This window comes from Nonomuraea glycinis (genome assembly GCF_014646515.1).
GTDB lineage: Bacteria > Actinomycetota > Actinomycetes > Streptosporangiales > Streptosporangiaceae > Nonomuraea > Nonomuraea glycinis.
Genome location: NZ_BMNK01000001.1, coordinates 270,077 through 286,135, shown reverse-complemented (window position 1 = coordinate 286,135; position 16,059 = coordinate 270,077). Strand labels below are relative to the sequence as shown.

Sequence of the window (16,059 nt, the reverse complement as noted above, 5' to 3'; positions counted from 1 at the left end):
TCAGGCGGGCTCGCGCTCCCGCAGCCGCTGGCTGACCACCTGCGTCACACCGTCACCGCGCATCGACACGCCGTAGAGGGCGTCGGCGATCTCCATCGTGCGCTTGTTGTGGGTGATGACGATGAGCTGCGAACTCTGCCGCAACTCCTCGAACAGCATCAGCAGCCGCTGCGTGTTCGTGTCGTCGAGGGCCGCCTCCACCTCGTCCATCACGTAGAACGGCGACGGCCGCGCCTTGAAGATGGAGATCAGGAACGCCACCGCCGTCAGCGACCGCTCGCCGCCCGACAGCAGCGAGAGCCGCTTGACCTTCTTGCCCGGCGGCCTGGCCTCCACCTCGATGCCGGTGGTGAGCAGGTCGTCGGGATCGGTGAGGATCAGCCGGCCGTCGCCCCCGGGGAAGACCCTGCCGAAGATCTGCTCGAACTCGCGGGCCACGTCCTCGAAGGCCGAGCCGAACATCTCCTGCACCCGGTCGTCGACCTCCTTGACCACCGTCATCAGGTCCCGCCGGGTCTTCTTCAGGTCCTCCAGCTGCGAGGTGAGGAAGGCGTGGCGTTCCTCCAGCGCCGCGAACTCCTCCAGCGCCAGCGGGTTGACCTTGCCCAGCTGGGTCATCTGCCGCTCGGCGGCGCGGGCCCGCTTCTCCTGCTCTTCTCGTACGTACGGGATGGGCGGGTCGCCGGGCACCGGGGCCTCGGGGCCGTACTCGGAGATCAGCGCCTCCGCGTCGACGCCGAACTCGTCCATCGCCCGCTGCTCCAGCTGCTCCAGCCGGAGCCGCTGCTCGGTGCGGGCCACCTCACTGCCGTGCACCCGGTTGACCAGCTTGTCCAGCTCCTGGCCGAGCTCACGGACGCGCACGCGTACCTGCTTGAGCTCGGCGTCCACGGCGATCCTGGTCAGGTCCGCCTCGTCACGCTCGGCGGCGGCTAGCCCGATGGACGTCGTCAGGGCGGCGAGCACCCGCCGCGCGCCCTTGCTGACGGCCTCGGCGACCTGCGCCTGCTGCCTGCGCCTGGCGCGCTGAGCGGCCGCCTGGGCGCGTTCGTGACGCTCACGCTGGGCGGCCTGGACGAGCCGGTCCGCCTGGCCCTCGATGCCTCGCACCCGCTCCTCCGCGGTGCGGACCCGCAGGCGGGTCTCCACCTCGCGCTGCCTGGCCGTCTCGCAGGCGGCGGCCAGCTCCTCCCGCGTCTCGGTGGTCGGCTCGCTCTCCAGCTCCTGGGAATATTCGGCCTCCGCCAGCCGGATCTCCAGCTCGGCCAGCTCCTCCAGGCCCTCGGCGCGGGCCTCCTGGGCGGCGGTGACGCTCCGGCCCAGCCGTTCGGCCTCCTGGTGCGCCGCGTCGGCGGCGGCTTCGAGCTGCGCCAGCCGCCTGGCCGCCGCGGCGCCCCGCTGGTCGGCCTCCCGCTGCCGGGCCCTGACCTGGTCCAGCGCTCCCTGCGCCGAGCTGAGCCCTGCCTGCGCGGTGCTGACGGCCGCCTGCGTCTCGCTCACCCGCGCCTGCGCCGCCTCCACGGCCGCCTGCGCGGCCTGCTCGGCGGCGACCGCCTCCTCGAACGCGACCGCGGTCCGCTCGGCCGTCGCCTCGGCGTCCGCGAGATCGGCGACGGCGTCGTCCAGCGCCGCGCGCACCTGGAGCACGGACGTGCCCCCCTCGGACCCGCCACTGGCGACCTGGGCCCCCACCAGATCGCCCCGCATGGTGACAGCACGCAGCTCAGGATGCCCCTCCACGACCTGGCGAGCCGCCTCCAGATCGGCCACCACCACCACCCCGGCCAACACCCGCCCGACAACCGACCGCAGCCGCTCAGGAACGACAACCAACTCCCCCACCCACCGCCCACCGCCAGGCGCACTCCCAACCCCACCAACGGCGGCGGAGACACCCGAAGAGCCGAGGGCTCCCGCAGGAGCGGGCACGGAGACGCCCGAAGGGCTGGGGCCGGAGGCTGGGGTTTCCGAAGGGGTGGAAGGGGGTGGGGTGGCTACCAGGAGGGTTGCTTGGCCGGCTTCCTTTGCGCGGAGTAGTTCGAGGGCGCTCACGGCGGTGTCGACCGAGGTGACCGCGATCGATTCGGCGAGCGGGCCGAGCACGGCGGCCACGGCCGGCTCAGCGCCGGGGACCACCTGCAAGGAGGCCGCCAGCGGGCCGAGCACGCCGGCCAGGTCCGCCTCCAGCAGGGCGGCGCCGCCGTCGCCCTTGGCCAGCCCCAGCTCGAGCGCGTCCCGGCGAGCTCGCAGGGCCGCCACGGCTCGCTGGGCCTCCTGATCGGCCGCTCGTGCCGTACCGACTCCTGATCGGGCGGACTGGAGGGCGGCGCGCGGCGCGTCGAGCGCCGCCTTGACCTGCTCGACGGCGGCGCGGGTCTCGTCGGCGACCAGCCTGGCCTCCTCGACCAGCCCCTGCGCGGCGGCGAGCTCCTCGGCCAGCGCGGGATCGGCGGCGGGCTCTTCGAGCCGCTCCGCCTCCAGGTCCTCGCGGGCGCGCCGCTCACGCTCGACGGCCTCGGCGACCGCCCGCTGCAGGCGGCCGATCTCCTCCTCGGCGGCACGGGACCTGCTGCGTACGGAGTCCACCTGGCCACGCAGCTTGGCCAGGCCCTCGCGCCGGTCGGCGGCGGCCCTGGCGGCCATCGCGAGCCGTCGCTCCTCGGCGGCCAGCGCGGACTCGGCCTCGGCGCGCAGCTCGACGGCCTCCTCCAGCAACTCCTGGGCCTGCTCCAGCTCGGCCCGCAGGATCAGCTCCCGCTCGCGGACCTCGGCGGCCTCGCGCTCCAGCTCCTCCGGATCCCGGCCCCGGCGCTCGATCGACGCGGCGTCCACGGCGTGCCGGTGGCGCTCGGCGGCGAGCTGCTCAAGCCCGGTGGTGCGCTCGCGCAGGGACGACAGCCGGAAGTAGGTCTCCTGGGCGGCGGCCAGGCGGGGCTGAGTCTCGGCCTCGGCGGCCTCCAATGCGGCCTCCCGCTGCTGCCCCTCGGCCAGCCCGGCCTCCACCGCGGTCCGTCTGGACAGGATGGCGGCCTCGTCGGCGGCCTCGCGCCGCAGGGTGGCGCGCAGGATGCCGACGTCGTCGGCGAGCAGGCGCAGCCGGGCGTCGCGCAGGTCCGCCTGGATGACGGCCGCCTTGCGGGCGATCTCCGCCTGGCGGCCGAGCGGCTTGAGCTGGCGGCGCAGCTCGGTGGCGAGGTCCTGGACACGGGTCAGGTTGGCCTGCATCGCGTCCAGCTTGCGCAGCGCCTTCTCCTTGCGCTTGCGGTGCTTGAGCACGCCGGCCGCCTCCTCGATGAAGGCTCTGCGGTCCTCGGGGCCCGCGTGCAGGACGGCGTCGAGCTGGCCCTGGCCGACGATGACGTGCATCTCGCGGCCGATGCCGGAGTCGGAGAGCAGCTCCTGGATGTCGAGCAGGCGGCAGGTGTCGCCGTTGATGGCGTATTCGCTCTGGCCCGACCGGAACATCAGCCGGCTGATCGTGACCTCGGTGTAGTCGATCGGCAGCGCGCCGTCGGTGTTGTCGATGGTCAGCGTCACCTCGGCCCGTCCCAGCGGCGGCCGGGAGGAGGTGCCGGCGAAGATGACGTCCTCCATCTTGCCGCCGCGCAGCGACTTGGCGCTGTGCTCGCCCATGACCCAGGCCAGGGCGTCGACGACGTTGGACTTGCCGGAGCCGTTGGGGCCGACGACGCAGGTGATCCCCGGCTCGAAGCGCAGGGCGGTCGCCGAGGCGAAGGATTTGAAACCGCGCAGGGTGAGGGTCTTCAGATACAACGAACGGACCCCCTTCTCCCTGGACGGACTCCGGAAAAGACTACTGGTCCCGACCGTCAATCGCTGGCGGCCGTGCTGGCGGAGTCCGCGCCGGGCGGCGTAAAAGGGGTCCGAAGTATGTTCGAATCAGCACAAATAACAAGGGACGCCTCATCGAGACGTCCCTGGATCTTGCGCTCCGATCACTCTCAGGTGAGTGCCGGCTCGCGCTCCTGCATTCGGCTGAGAGCCTCATCGCGGGTTTGCGCCGCAAGAGCGTCATTGTGGGCCTGAAGTCGGATGAGTTCTGCCTCCAGATCACGGATACGCTGCTGCAAACGGCGCATCTCCGAGACCATTCGAGGGTCAGGACCGCCGACGTGGCCGAGTAGAGCCTTCGCCATGGTAAAGGGTCCTCCACGCTGAGTGACCAGACTGGTTCGCGCACTTCTTATTCCGCGGGAGGGGTGCGCGTGGTACCTAACAAGAGTCGCACCGGCAGTGTGGGCGGTCAAGTCGAGCAACCGCCCGTGCCCCACATCAGGCACTCCCGACATACAACTATACCCTATTTGGGCTGTTTATCAAAAGCGGCTACCGTTCGCTAAAACCGCCCAAACTACCTCGGGATTCGCTCCAACGTTCCACTACTCCATCGACTTTGCCCGGCGTGTCGCAACCTCTCAGCAGGTCAAGCAACTTGACGCACGCCTCCTCGGATCCCTCCGCGACCACCTCCACCCGGCCGTCCTCGGTGTTCCTGGCCCATCCGACCAGGCCGAGCTCCAGCGCCCTGGACCTGGTCCACCACCGGAAGCCCACCCCCTGGACTGTTCCCCGTACCCAGGCCGTCATCCGGATGTCTCCGCTGTCCTGCGGCATACGATCTCCCGCTCGGTCTCACGCCACCAGGGCGGCCATGCCCACCGCATGCCCGGCCGCCGCCTCGTCGAACGCCCGGATCGCCGCGCTCTCCGCCGACTTCACCCAGGCCAGACCGAGGATAGACGGAGGCAGACCCGCCACGGGGACGAAGCTGACGTCATGGCGCGGGTGCTGCGCCGCCGTGGGGGCGCAGAACAGCATGCCGCCCCGGCCGAGCGCCACCTGGGTCAGGCCTTCCTGACTGGTGGCGACCCGGCCCGCCGCCGGAATGGGACGACCGAAAGGGGTCACGGAGGGTGCCACCCGTTCTCGCCAGGCGCGCGGAGCCGGGCCCTCCAGGCCGATCAGCGGCAGGGACGCCAGCTCTTCCGCGTCGATGCCCGCCCGGCCCGCCAGTGGGTGCCGCGTGGAGACGCCGAGTTGGTAGGAGACACGGTTCAGCCCACCCCCCGTCGCCAGGTCGGGCTCGTCCACCGGCAGCAGGGTGAACGCGATGTCCACCTCCCCCGCCCGCAGTCTGCTGAACGGATCGGAGAGCGGAATCTCCACCAATTCCACCGCGCACGCTGGATAGCGGCTCTCGAAGGCCCGCACGCTGCCTGTGACGACGTCCGTGGGCGTGGACAGGAAACCGACCCTTAGCACGCCCGTCACGTCACGGGCGGCGGCCTTCGCCCGGCTCACCGCGCTCGCCAGGCCGTCGAAGGAGGGCCGCAGGTCAGCCAGGAAACGCGCACCGAGCGGGGTGAGGCGCACCCGCCTGCTGCTCCGCTGGAAGAGCCGGCCGCCGATCCTGGTCTCCAGCGAGCGCACGAGCTGACTCACCCGGCCAGGTGACAGATAGAGGCGCTCCGCCGTACGCGCGAAGTGAAGTTCCTCACTGAGGACGACGAAGCACTCCAGCTCCCTGAACTCCATCTGCGCCTCCGGCCGATCGTTTAGCCCTACTGAACCAAGCCTTCGTACTTCGTCGTTGTTCCCGCCGGCGCGAATCAGAAGGCTGAGCCGCATGACCACGACTGACGTTCTGACCGGGGCGCGGGCGCGCTGGCTCGCCGTGACCTCGGTCGCGGCGGGCACCTTCACCATCGTGACCAGCGAGATGCTGCCTGTCGGCCTGCTGACTTCGATCGCGTCCACGCTGGAGGTGTCCGACGGCACGGCCGGGCTGATGATGTCGGCTCCCGGCCTGGTCGCCGCCGTCTCCGCGCCCGTGCTGGCGATCACCACCCGCCGGCTCGACCGGCGCGTCACGCTTCTCGCGCTGATGGCGTTGCTGGCGGTGGCCAACCTGGCGGGCGCGTTCGCCCCCAACTACCCCGTCATGCTGGCCGCCCGGCTCCTGACCGGCGTGAGCATCGGCGGGTTCTGGGCCATCGCGGCCGGTCTGGGCGTACGGCTGGTGCCCGAGCGGTTCGTCGGGCGGGCGACCTCGATCATCCTGGCCGGGGTGTCGGTGGCGTCGGTGCTGGGCGTGCCCGCCGCGACGTTCCTCTCGTCGTACGCGGGGTGGCGCACCGCGTTCGCCGCCATGGGCCTGGTAGCCCTGGCCCTGCTCGCCCTCCTGGCCACGACCCTGCCACCGATGCCGACCACACCCCAGCCCCAGCCCCACCCCTCCGAATCTCCCGCCCACACCACCGAGCAGGATCCCCGTACATCCGAATCTCCCGCCCACACCACCGAGACGTCAAACCCGTTGGAGGACCGTACGGACGACCGCCTGGGGTGGCTCTCACGCCCCCTCAAGGTCATCCTCGTTCTCACCGTGCTGACGGTGTCCGGCCACTTCGCGGCCTACACCTACCTCCGGCCGTTCATGGAGCAGGTCGCACACGCCGGTCCCGCCCTCATCAGCACCGCCCTCCTGCTGTACGGCGCGGCGGGCGTGGCGGGCAACTTCGCCGCCGGAGCCAGAGCGGCCAGGAATCCCAGGGCAGTGCTGATCACCCTGACCGCCCTCATGGCCCTGTCCATGGCGGTACTGCCGCTGACCGGCCAGACTCCTGTCGTTCTGTCGCTGGTCCTGCTCGTGGTGTGGGGGCTCGGTTACGGCGGCGTGGGGGTGACGCTGCAGCTGTGGATCATGCGGTCGGGCGGCGGCGAAATGGGCACGGCGCTGTTCGTGAGCGCCTTCAACGTCTCCATCGCCCTCGGCGCGTTCGCCGGCGGGCGGGTCGTGGACGGCGTGTCGACCTCTGCGGTGATGTGGCTGGGCGTGGCTCTGACCGCGGTCAGTGCGACCGTCGCTGGCATCTGGGGCAGAAGTAGGACGACCGGTTCATGAACGCCTCCCGCCTGATCGGGGTGCCGCACCGGGAGCACGGCAGGTCGCGGCGGCCGTACGCCTCCAGGGAGCGGTCGAAGTAGCCGCTCTCCCCGTTGACGTTCACGTAGAGGCTGTCGAACGACGTGCCGCCCTGCTGGAGGGCGGCGCCCATGACCGCGCGCACGGCGGCGAGCAGTTCGGCGACCTTGCGGGTGGTGAGCGTCTGCGTCGGGCGGGACCAGTGCAGCCGCGCGATCCACAACGCCTCGTCGGCGTAGATGTTGCCGACCCCGCTGATCAGCGACTGGTCGAGCAGCGCCCGCTTGACCTCGGTGTGTTTGGCCCTGAGCCTGCGGGTGAACTCGGCCTCGTCGAACGCCGCCTCGAACGGGTCGGGGGCGATGTGCGAGATCGGCTCCGGCACGCCGCCGACCAGGGCGGTGAGCATGACGTGACCGAAGGTGCGCTGGTCAACGAAGCGCAGGTCCGGGCCGCCGTCCTCGAACCGAAGGCGGACCCGCAGGTGCTTCTCCAGCGGCGAGTCCTGGTCCACGACCAGCAACTGACCGCTCATCCCCAGGTGGGCCAGCAAAGCCTCTTCGGCGCCCGACAGCGGGAGCCACAGGTATTTGCCACGGCGCTCGGCGGACAGCACCGTGCGGCCCTTGAGCCGCGCGGTGAACTCGTCGGCCCCCGGCACGTGCCGCCTGATCGCGCGTGGGTGCAGCACCTCCGCGGCGGCGATCTCGCGGCCGATGACCCACTGCGCGAGGCCACGCCGGACAACTTCGACTTCCGGCAGTTCAGGCACAACCAGACCTCACTTCGGCACTTCGAACGACGCCCGCCGGTCCTTCGTCAGCCCGTCGGCTGGCTCTCGCGCTCCTCGCGGCGGGCCCTGATGCGCGTCCACGCCGCCTCGGCCGCCTGCTGCTCGGCCTCCTTCTTGCTGCGCCCGGACCCGTCGCCGTAGGACTCGCCGCCCACCCGCACCACGGCCGTGAAGGACTTGGCGTGATCGGGGCCGCTCTCCTCGACGTGGTATTCGGGCACGCCGAGCGCCTCGGAGGCGGTCAGCTCCTGCAGCGAGGTCTTCCAGTCGAGTCCGGCGCCCAGTGAGGCCGAGCGGACGATCAGCGGGTCGAACAGCACGTGGACGACCCGGAAAGCCTCGTCGAGGCCCTTGTCGACATAGACGGCGCCGATCAGCGCCTCCAGCGTGTCGGCCAGGATCGAGGACTTGTCGCGCCCGCCGGTGCCCTCCTCGCCCCTGCCGAGCCGCATGAACCGGCCGAGGCCCAGCTCACGCGCCACGTCGGCGAGGGCGCGCATGTTGACCACCGCGGCCCTCAGCTTGGCGAGCTGCCCCTCGGGCAGGTCGGGGTGGTTGCGGTAGAGGGTGTCGGTGACCACCAGGCCCAGCACCGAGTCGCCGAGGAACTCCAGGCGCTCGTTGGTGGGCAGGCCGCCGTTCTCATAGGCGTAGGAGCGGTGCGTCAGTGCCCGCTCCAGGATGTCGGGATCGAGGACGACCCCCAGCACTCGCTCAAGCTCGTCTCTGGCGACCTCGACGGCCACTGGCTTAGGACCTGCGCCCACGTCTTTCCTCCTCAGACATCTTCACGTGGCGTGAGGACTGCGGAAGATGCCCGAAAACGTGGTGGGCGTCGGGGAACAGAGCCCCGGCGTCCACCACGGCCGCGGGCGAAACCGCCACCGCACGCACCTGAAACGGTAACGCCGACCGGGGCACAATGGCACCCGGTCGGCATCACGTCAACTCGCGAGATCAGGCGGACGGCTCGATGACCTGACGACGGTTGTAGGTGCCGCAGGTGGGGCACGCGATGTGCGGCTGCTTAGGCGAACGGCACTGCGGGCAGCTCACCAGGGCGACAGCAGTCGTCTTCCACTGGGAGCGACGGGCGCGGGTGTTGCTCCGCGACATCTTTCGCTTCGGGACGGCCACGTCACTTCTCCTGATCGTTATCGTTCTCGGTAACCAGACCTTGCAACGACGCCCATCGGGCGTCGATCTTCTCGTGCCGGTGATCTTCGCCGGCCTCGGCCAGCTTGATCCCGCACTCCGTGCAGAGTCCCGGGCAGTCGTCGCCGCACACAGGGCTCAACGGCAGTGCGAGCACCACCGCGTCGCGGAATGTCGGCTCGAGGTCGAGCAGGTCTCCGTCGAGCAGCGAATCGTCCTCCGAGGAGTCCTCGGCGGAGTAGAAGAACAGCTCCTGCAGGTTGACCTCGATATCGGAGGTCAACGGGTCAAGGCACCGCGCGCACTCCCCGGCGAGCGGGGCCTGCGCCGTGCCCGAGACGAGCACGCCTTCCATCACTGCTTCGAGCCGAAGGTCCAGCTCGACTTCGGCGTCCTTGGGGACACCGATCATGTCGACGCCGAGATCCGCCGGTGCCGGGAGGGACAGGGTGATCTCTCGCATTGTGCCCGGCCGCTTTCCCAGGTCGTGAGTGGAGATCACCCAAGGGGAGCGGGGGTTGAGGTGCTGAGTCATCCTGCTCTCGCTAGGCATGGCGAGTTAGTCGCCGTCGTACAAGGCCGAAATGAAAGGATACCAGGTCGCCGTCAGCCCCTGAGCCGCTCGATGAGCAGCTTGTGCACCAGGTCAGGGACGAGACCCGACACGTCCCCACCATACCGGGCGATCTCCTTCACCCGGCTGGAGGACAGGAACGAGTACTCCGGATTGGTCGGCATGAACAGCGTCTCCACGCCGGACAGCCGGTAGTTGAGCTGCGCCATCTGCAACTCGTAGTCGAAGTCACTGACGACCCTGATCCCCTTGACGATCGCCGGGATCTCGTTCTGCTTGCAGAAGTCGACCAGCAGGCCATGAAATTTCCTGACCTTGACGTTGGTGTACTCCTTCGTCACGGTACGGAGCATCTCGATCCGCTCGTCAACGGTGAAGAGGCTGCTTTTCTCGACATTGATGAGTACGGCCACCGTCACCTCGTCGTACAACCGGGCGGCCCGGCCGATGATGTCGAGATGACCGTTGGTGATGGGGTCGAACGACCCCGGGCAGACAACGCGCCGCAAAACGCCTCCCAGGTCTACGAGCCGTCCACAGATACTCCGGCCGCGCGACCGTACCAAACGGACGCTTCGCCGTATCTACGGACCCTCTCCTCAACGTAACCGTCAGGCCATATGAGCGGCTTTCCCCGGCTTTCCCTCTCGAAAGCCACCAAAGCACCATTAACCAGCCAGCCGTTGTCCCGCAACAGCGCCAGCACCGCGATCACCTCGTCGTCGGACACCGCGTACGGCGGATCGGCGAACACGATGTCGAACGCCTCCATCGGCGGCCCGTCACCCGGCCGGCCCGCCGGACCCCTGCCCAGAAAACGCGCCACTTTGTCGGCCACCACCTCGGCCCCGCCGCCCAGGTCCAGCGCCCTGACGTTCGTCTTGATCGTCCGCACGGCCTTGGGATCGGACTCGACCAGCACCGCGCACCCCGCCCCCCGCGACAGCGCCTCCAGCCCGACCGCCCCCGAACCCGCGTACAGGTCCATCACCCGGGCCCCCCGGAGCCCGTACAGGGAGTCGAGCGTCAAGAAGATCCCTTCTCGCGCCCTGTCACTGGTCGGCCTGGTCCCGCGCCCCGGCGGCACCTCCAGCCGTCGCCCACCTGCGCTCCCCGCGATGATCCGAGTCATGTCGGCCATTGTTCCGCATAACGACGCAGGTCAAGAGTGGACAAGTGTCGGCCTCGACTGCGCAAGGGTGATTCACATTGCCCGGTCGAGTCAGCAAGATGAGGTCTGCGGCCTTCGAGGTGACCCAGATGAAGGCCGACCGGCGTGATCGTGAGCCCTTCCGCACGCCGGTTCCCTCGGCACCTGACCCGAGGGTGGGCCCAGCCGGGGACGGCATTCGGGGGGAGGCCGTCCCCGCGGCTGGGTTCGCATCACCTTCCCGGCCCGTCCGGGATCAGGTCTTCTGACACGTCCGGCTGCTGAAGCCAGACCCTCGCCGTGAAGCCAGACCCTCGCCGGCATCCGGCTCGCAGAAGCGGAGTCAGGTCTTTTCGAGGTATTCGGCTCGCTCGTCCTCCAGCAGCCGGCCGATCTCCGCCCTGAGCGCCTCGTGCGAGGTCAGCGTCGGGTCCTCCGCCAGCAGGGCCGCCGCCTCGTCGCGGGCGGTGGCGATGACGTCCTCGTCGCGCAGGAGCTGCAGCATCTTGAGCGACGACCGCTTGCCCGACTGGGCCGCCCCCAGCACGTCACCCTCGCGGCGCTGCTCCAGGTCCACCCTCGACAGCTCGAAGCCGTCCAGGGTGGCGGCGACCGCGTCGAGGCGGGCCCGCGCCGGGGTGCCCGCGGGGAAGTCGGAGACCAGGAGGCACAGGCCCGGCAGGCCGCCTCGGCCGACGCGACCGCGGAGCTGGTGGAGCTGGGAGACGCCGAAGCGGTCGGCGTCCATGATGATCATGACGCAGGCGTTGGGGACGTCGACGCCCACCTCGATGACGGTGGTGGCGACCATGACGTCCAGCTCGCCCCGGGTGAAGGAGCGCATCACGGCGTCCTTCTCCTCCGGCGGCAGCTTGCCGTGCAGAATGCCCAGGCGCAGATCCTGGAAGGGGCCCTGGGACAGCAGCTCCGCCACGTCGAGCACGGCGAGCGGCGGACGGCGGTCCTCCTCCCCGGAGGCGGAGGCCGCCAGGTCTCCCTCGTCGCCCTCCAGGTCGCCGATGCGGGGGCAGACGATGTAGGCCTGCCTGCCCAGGCCGACCTCCTCCCGGACCCGCTGCCAGGTGCGCTCAAGGAAGTGGGGCTTCTCCGCGGCCGGGACCACGTGGGTGGTGATGGGCGCGCGGCCCGAGGGGAGCTGCGAGAGCGTGGAGACCTCCAGGTCACCGAAGACCGTCATGGCGACCGTGCGCGGGATCGGGGTGGCGGTCATGACCAGGACGTGCGGCCGGGTGTCGCCGGCCTTCTCGCGCAGGGCGTCACGCTGCTCCACGCCGAAGCGGTGCTGCTCGTCCACGACCACGAGCCCCAGGTCGGCGAACTGGACGTGCTCCTGGAGCAGCGCGTGCGTGCCGACGACGATGCCCGCCGTCCCGGAGGCGGCGTCGAGCAGGGCTGAGCGGCGGGCGGCCGCGCCCATGGAGCCGGTGAGCAGGGTGACCGCGGTGCCGCCGAACATGCCTCCCTGCGCGAGATCCCCCAGCATGCCGGTGATCGAGCGGTGGTGCTGCTGGGCGAGCACCTCGGTGGGGGCGAGCAGGACCGCCTGCCCGCCCGCGTCGACCACCTGGAGCATGGCGCGCAGCGCGACCACGGTCTTGCCCGCGCCCACCTCGCCCTGCAGCAGCCGGTGCATCGGGTGCTCCAGCGCCAGGTCGGCGGCGATCTCCACGCCCACCTCGGCCTGGCCCTCGGTGAGCTGGAACGGCAGCCGGGCCTCGAAGTCCGCCAGCAGCCCGTCACCCCTGAGCGGGCGCGACCTGGCGGGCCAGGCCGTCGCCGCCTGCCGGCGCCGCAGCAGCACGGCCTGCAGCACGAAGGCCTCGTCGAACTTCAGCCGCTTGCGCGCCCGCTGCACGTCGCCGAAGTCCTTCGGCCGGTGGATGGCCACCAGCGCGTCGCCCAGCTCCGGAAGGCCGTGGCGGACCCGCAGCTCGGCGGGCAGCGAGTCGTCCAGCGGGCCCAGCGTGTCGAGCACGACGCCGACGGCCCGCCTGATCGCCCACGGGGTGAGGTCCTTGCCCGCCGGATAGATCGGCACCGGAGCCGCCGCGAACTCCTCGACGGCGGCCTCGCTCTCCTCGAACAGCTCGAACTCCGGGTGCGAGAGCTGCCAGCGCGGGCTGGTGCGCGAGCCGAACAGCCCCACCTTGCCGGCGAACATGCCACGCCGCCCCGGCTTGAGCCGCGACTCGGCCACATGGGAGCCCTTGCCGAAGAACGACAAATAGATCTTGTTGCCGTTGCCGTCGACGACCTCGGCCTCCAGCCAGGTGCCGCCGCGGTTGCGCATGGGCTTGCGCATCAGCCTGGTCACCTCGCCCACCACGGTGACGTGCTCGTCGACCTCCAGCGCGTCGAGCGAGGTCAGCTCGCCGCGCTCGGCGTAGCGCCGGGGATAGTGGCGCAACAGGTCGCCGACCGTCTCCAGGCCGAGCACACTGTGCAGCAGCTTTGCGGTCTTCGGGTCGAGCGCCTTCTTCAGGGGCTCGTCGAAACGGCTCACGGCTCTATGTTCTACCGCCTGCGACCGACAGGAACGACAACCGCCGTCCTACTCGACGCCGATGAGCAGCGGGTAGCCGCCCTGCTCGCCCTCGTAGACGACCAGATCCACGTCCGGCCTGGTGCGCCCGAGGTGCTCCTCGACGCCGGTCGCCAGCCGGGCGGGGGCGAGCGCGCCCGTCACCAGGGTCACCAGCTCGCCGCCGCCCGCCACCATCCGGTCCACGACCAGCGCGGCCACCTCGGCGAGGGTCGCGCCGATCACCGCCACGTCCCCGTCGATCAGCCCGAGCACGTCGCCGGGGGCGCACAGCCCGGCGCTGGTGACGCCGTGCCGGTCGGCCAGCACCAGGTGGCCGTGCCGGGTGTGACCGGCCGCGTCGGTCATCGCCACCACGTCGTCGTCGAAACGCCGTAACGGATCGTGTACGGCCAGCGCGGCCAGCCCCTGCACCGTGGCCTTGGTGGGCAGCACGCTCACCACGACCCCGTCCTCGCGGGCGATCTCCGCCGCCGCGGCGGCCACGGCTCCGGCGGCGTCGTCGTTCGGCAGCACGGCCACCTCGTTGCCGGCCTGCCTGATGGCGGCGAGCATGGCGGGCAGGGCCGGCCGGCCACCGGGCTCGCGCCGTACGACGACCGCGCCGCACTCCTCGAACAGTGCCGCGATCCCCTCGCCCGCGGCGACGGCCACCACTCCCCGGCCGGCGTCGGCGGAGCGTGGCCGTTCGGCCAGGTAGGTGACCCTGATCCGGTGCGGCCGGCCCACCCGCAGCGCCGCCTCGATGGCCAGGCCGGCCTCGGCCACGTGCACGTGGACGTTCCACAGCCCCTCGCCGCCGACCACCACCAGTGAGTCGCCCAGCGCGTCGAGCTCCGCGCGCAGCGTGTCCACCGCCCGGTCGTCGGCGTCGAGCAGGTACATCACCTCATAACCCGCGCCCACCTCGGTCATCGGCGAGACCCGCGCGGTCGGCGTGGGCACGTCGTAGCGCTCGCGGTGGGCACCGGTGATCACCGTGGCCAGCGACTCCAGCAGGATCGCCAGCCCGGCGCCGCCCGCGTCCACGACGCCGCTGCGGGCCAGCACGTCGAGCTGCCCGGGGGTGCGCCGCAGCGCCGCGCGGGCCTCCTCGGCGGCGCGCCGCGCCACGTCGTCCAGCCCGCCGTCACCACTTTGGACGGCTCGGGCGACGGCCGCCAGGACGCTCAGCACGGTGCCCTCGACCGGCCTGGCGACGCTCTGCCTGGCCAGGGCCGCGGCTCTGGCCAAGCCGGCTCTCAGGTCGGAGCCGTGCTTGAGCACCTCGGCCAGCCCGCGCAGCGCCTGGCTGACGATGACCCCGGAGTTGCCGCGCGCGCCGACCAGCGCGCCGTAGGACAGCGTCTGCCACACGACGGCGGCGTCCACGTCGTCGGGCAGCTCCTCGACGGCCTCGGCGGCGGAGAGCATGGTGAGATAGAGGTTGGTGCCGGTGTCGCCGTCTGCGACCGGAAACACGTTGAGCGCGTCGATGTCGGCCCTGGCGCGGCCGAGCGCGTCGGCGGCCAGCCGTGCCCAGCGCCGCACCGCGGGCGGGTCGAGAACCTCCATGTGCGCGTCCGACCTCTCCGCATGCGCTACCGTTAACCGAGGAGAATATCGTCGTGCCGGGCCGAGTCCAGTGCCTGGCGTGATCGGGTTCGCGTCCAGTGGTGCGGATCGGATATTCTCGTCTGGCTAGCCGGTCGTCCCGGCATGCCCTCCGCCCGACAACATCAGCGGACAGGGCTCTATCGACTGTTTTAAGGAGCGATACCGTGGCTTCCGTCTGCGATGTCTGCCGCAAGGGGCCGACCTTCGGCAACAACGTGTCCCACTCTCACCGCCGCACCCGCCGTCGTTGGAACCCCAACATCCAGACGGTGCGCGCTGTCATCGGCGGCACGCCGAAGAAGCTCAACGTGTGCACCTCGTGCATCAAGGCGGGCAAGGTCACCCGCTAGTCCCTGACTTTCACGAAAGCCCGCCGCTCACCATGAGCGGCGGGCTTTCGTCATGTCAGCGCGAGCGCCAGGCGTGGTCCGTCAGCGCCAGGCATGGTCCATCAGCACTGGGCGTGGTCCGTCAGCGCCAGCGCCAGGCGTGGTCCACGGGACCGATGCCGGCGCCCAGGGGGAAGCCCTTGCCGATGGCGCCCGTGACGTAGTCCTTGGCCTTGCCGACGGCTCCTGGCACGTCCTCGCCGAGCGCGAGGTAGGAAGCGATGGCCGAGGCCAGGGTGCAGCCGGTGCCGTGGGTGTGCCGGTTGTCGAGGCGTCCGGCGCGGAAGACGTGCTCCTGGACGCCGTCGGTGAGCAGGTCGACGGGCTCGCCCGGCAGGTGGCCGCCCTTGATCAGCGCCCAGGTGGGGCCGAGCCGCAGGATGGCCTCGGCGGCGCGGCGCAGGTCCCGCTCGTCCTCGACCTTGACCGAGGTGAGCTGCTCCACCTCCCATAGGTTGGGGGTGACGACGGTGGCGACCGGCAGCAGGCGCTCCCTGAGCGTCGCCACGGCCTCGGGCGCGAGCAGAGAGTCGCCGTGCTTGGACACGCCGACGGGGTCCACCACGACAGGCGCGGGGTAGCCGCCGAGCGTCTCGGCCACGATCTCCACCAGCGCCGGCGACGCCAGCATGCCCGTCTTGACGGCCTGGGCGCCGATGTCGCCGAGCACCGAGCCGAGCTGGGCCCGCACCGCCTCCGGCGGCAACTCCCAGTAGCCCTGGACGCCGACGGAGTTCTGGGCGGTCACCGCGGCGATCACACTCATCCCGTGCACGCCCAGGGCCAGCATGGTCTTCAGATCGGCCTGGATGCCCGCCCCGCCGCCGGAGTCAGATCCGGCGACGGTCAGCACCCGTGGGGGAGTCAAAACCGTCATATCCCCCATCCAACCA

The 16,059-nt window shown here is 70.8% G+C and carries 15 protein-coding genes; 2 read left to right on the top strand and 13 right to left on the bottom strand.

Translation table 11 applies throughout. The features are described 5' to 3' along the window. The 4 genes from IEY87_RS01320 to IEY87_RS01310 form a co-directional block, all read right to left on the bottom strand. Positions 1-3,774, bottom strand: coding sequence for an AAA family ATPase (locus IEY87_RS01320; protein WP_189136592.1), 3,774 nt, complete (start codon positions 3,772-3,774; stop codon positions 1-3). A 188-nt stretch (positions 3,775-3,962) separates the two neighbouring features. Then, positions 3,963-4,157 carry a hypothetical protein gene (locus IEY87_RS45395; protein WP_225276852.1) on the bottom strand — a complete coding sequence of 65 codons (195 nt, stop codon included), beginning with the start codon at positions 4,155-4,157 and terminating at the stop codon, positions 3,963-3,965. A 190-nt stretch (positions 4,158-4,347) separates the two neighbouring features. Beyond that, positions 4,348-4,635, bottom strand: a complete 288-nt coding sequence (locus IEY87_RS01315) for an acylphosphatase (protein ID WP_189136591.1) — start codon at positions 4,633-4,635, stop codon at positions 4,348-4,350. Between the two features lie 18 nt (positions 4,636-4,653). Then, positions 4,654-5,556 carry a LysR family transcriptional regulator gene (locus IEY87_RS01310; RefSeq protein WP_189136590.1) on the bottom strand — a complete coding sequence of 301 codons (903 nt, stop codon included), beginning with the start codon at positions 5,554-5,556 and terminating at the stop codon, positions 4,654-4,656. Between the two features lie 91 nt (positions 5,557-5,647). On the opposite strand from IEY87_RS01310, the gene IEY87_RS01305 reads away from it, so the two are divergent. Beyond that, a complete protein-coding gene (locus IEY87_RS01305; protein WP_189136589.1) occupies positions 5,648-6,925 on the top strand; it encodes an MFS transporter in 1,278 nt (425 codons plus the stop codon). Here the strand turns inward: IEY87_RS01305 and mutM are convergent. The 8 genes from mutM to fakA form a co-directional block, all read right to left on the bottom strand. Then, complete coding sequence (gene mutM / locus IEY87_RS01300; protein WP_189136588.1) at positions 6,873-7,718, bottom strand: bifunctional DNA-formamidopyrimidine glycosylase/DNA-(apurinic or apyrimidinic site) lyase; 846 nt, start codon at positions 7,716-7,718, stop codon at positions 6,873-6,875. The genes IEY87_RS01305 and mutM overlap by 53 nt on opposite strands. A 47-nt stretch (positions 7,719-7,765) precedes the next feature. Continuing rightward, a complete protein-coding gene (rnc, locus tag IEY87_RS01295) occupies positions 7,766-8,485 on the bottom strand; it encodes a ribonuclease III (RefSeq protein ID WP_189137267.1) in 720 nt (239 codons plus the stop codon). Between the two features lie 211 nt (positions 8,486-8,696). Beyond that, positions 8,697-8,876 (bottom strand): 50S ribosomal protein L32, encoded by a 180-nt coding sequence (gene rpmF, locus IEY87_RS01290; protein WP_033409409.1) that lies wholly within the window; start codon positions 8,874-8,876, stop codon positions 8,697-8,699. 1 nt (position 8,877) lies between these two features. Further along, on the bottom strand, positions 8,878-9,429 hold the full coding sequence (locus tag IEY87_RS01285) for a YceD family protein (protein WP_189136587.1): 552 nt from the start codon (positions 9,427-9,429) through the stop codon (positions 8,878-8,880). Between the two features lie 71 nt (positions 9,430-9,500). Beyond that, entirely contained in the window at positions 9,501-9,977 is a 477-nt protein-coding gene (coaD, locus tag IEY87_RS01280) for a pantetheine-phosphate adenylyltransferase (protein ID WP_189136586.1), read from the bottom strand. 14 nt (positions 9,978-9,991) lie between these two features. Then, positions 9,992-10,600, bottom strand: coding sequence for a 16S rRNA (guanine(966)-N(2))-methyltransferase RsmD (gene rsmD / locus IEY87_RS01275; RefSeq protein ID WP_189136585.1), 609 nt, complete (start codon positions 10,598-10,600; stop codon positions 9,992-9,994). 361 nt (positions 10,601-10,961) lie between these two features. Further along, positions 10,962-13,142 (bottom strand): ATP-dependent DNA helicase RecG, encoded by a 2,181-nt coding sequence (gene recG, locus IEY87_RS01270; RefSeq protein WP_189136584.1) that lies wholly within the window; start codon positions 13,140-13,142, stop codon positions 10,962-10,964. Between the two features lie 48 nt (positions 13,143-13,190). Then, a complete protein-coding gene (gene fakA / locus IEY87_RS01265; protein ID WP_189136583.1) occupies positions 13,191-14,735 on the bottom strand; it encodes a DAK2 domain-containing protein in 1,545 nt (514 codons plus the stop codon). A 206-nt stretch (positions 14,736-14,941) separates the two neighbouring features. Between fakA and rpmB the strand changes: the two genes are divergently transcribed. After that, the gene (gene rpmB / locus IEY87_RS01260; protein ID WP_049556934.1) at positions 14,942-15,127 is read left to right on the top strand and encodes a 50S ribosomal protein L28; all 186 of its coding nucleotides are present in this window, start codon (positions 14,942-14,944) and stop codon (positions 15,125-15,127) included. 121 nt (positions 15,128-15,248) lie between these two features. On the opposite strand, the gene thiD is transcribed toward rpmB, so the two are convergent. Beyond that, positions 15,249-16,052: a bifunctional hydroxymethylpyrimidine kinase/phosphomethylpyrimidine kinase gene (thiD, locus tag IEY87_RS01255; RefSeq protein ID WP_189136582.1), complete on the bottom strand. Its 804-nt coding sequence runs from the start codon at positions 16,050-16,052 to the stop codon at positions 15,249-15,251. Positions 16,053-16,059: the final 7 nt, after the last annotated feature.

Excerpts from the sequence above, each read along its gene's own strand:
- IEY87_RS45395 (WP_225276852.1), bottom strand. The coding sequence starts at position 4,157 with ATGGCGAAGGCTCTACTCGGCCACGTCGGCGGTCCTGACCCTCGAATG.
- IEY87_RS01315 (WP_189136591.1), bottom strand. The coding sequence starts at position 4,635 with ATGCCGCAGGACAGCGGAGACATCCGGATGACGGCCTGGGTACGGGGA.
- IEY87_RS01310 (WP_189136590.1), bottom strand. The coding sequence starts at position 5,556 with ATGGAGTTCAGGGAGCTGGAGTGCTTCGTCGTCCTCAGTGAGGAACTT.
- IEY87_RS01305 (WP_189136589.1), top strand. The coding sequence starts at position 5,648 with ATGACCACGACTGACGTTCTGACCGGGGCGCGGGCGCGCTGGCTCGCC.
- IEY87_RS01285 (WP_189136587.1), bottom strand. The coding sequence starts at position 9,429 with ATGACTCAGCACCTCAACCCCCGCTCCCCTTGGGTGATCTCCACTCAC.
- rsmD (WP_189136585.1), bottom strand. The coding sequence starts at position 10,600 with ATGACTCGGATCATCGCGGGGAGCGCAGGTGGGCGACGGCTGGAGGTG.
- fakA (WP_189136583.1), bottom strand. The coding sequence starts at position 14,735 with ATGGAGGTTCTCGACCCGCCCGCGGTGCGGCGCTGGGCACGGCTGGCC.
- thiD (WP_189136582.1), bottom strand. The coding sequence starts at position 16,052 with ATGGGGGATATGACGGTTTTGACTCCCCCACGGGTGCTGACCGTCGCC.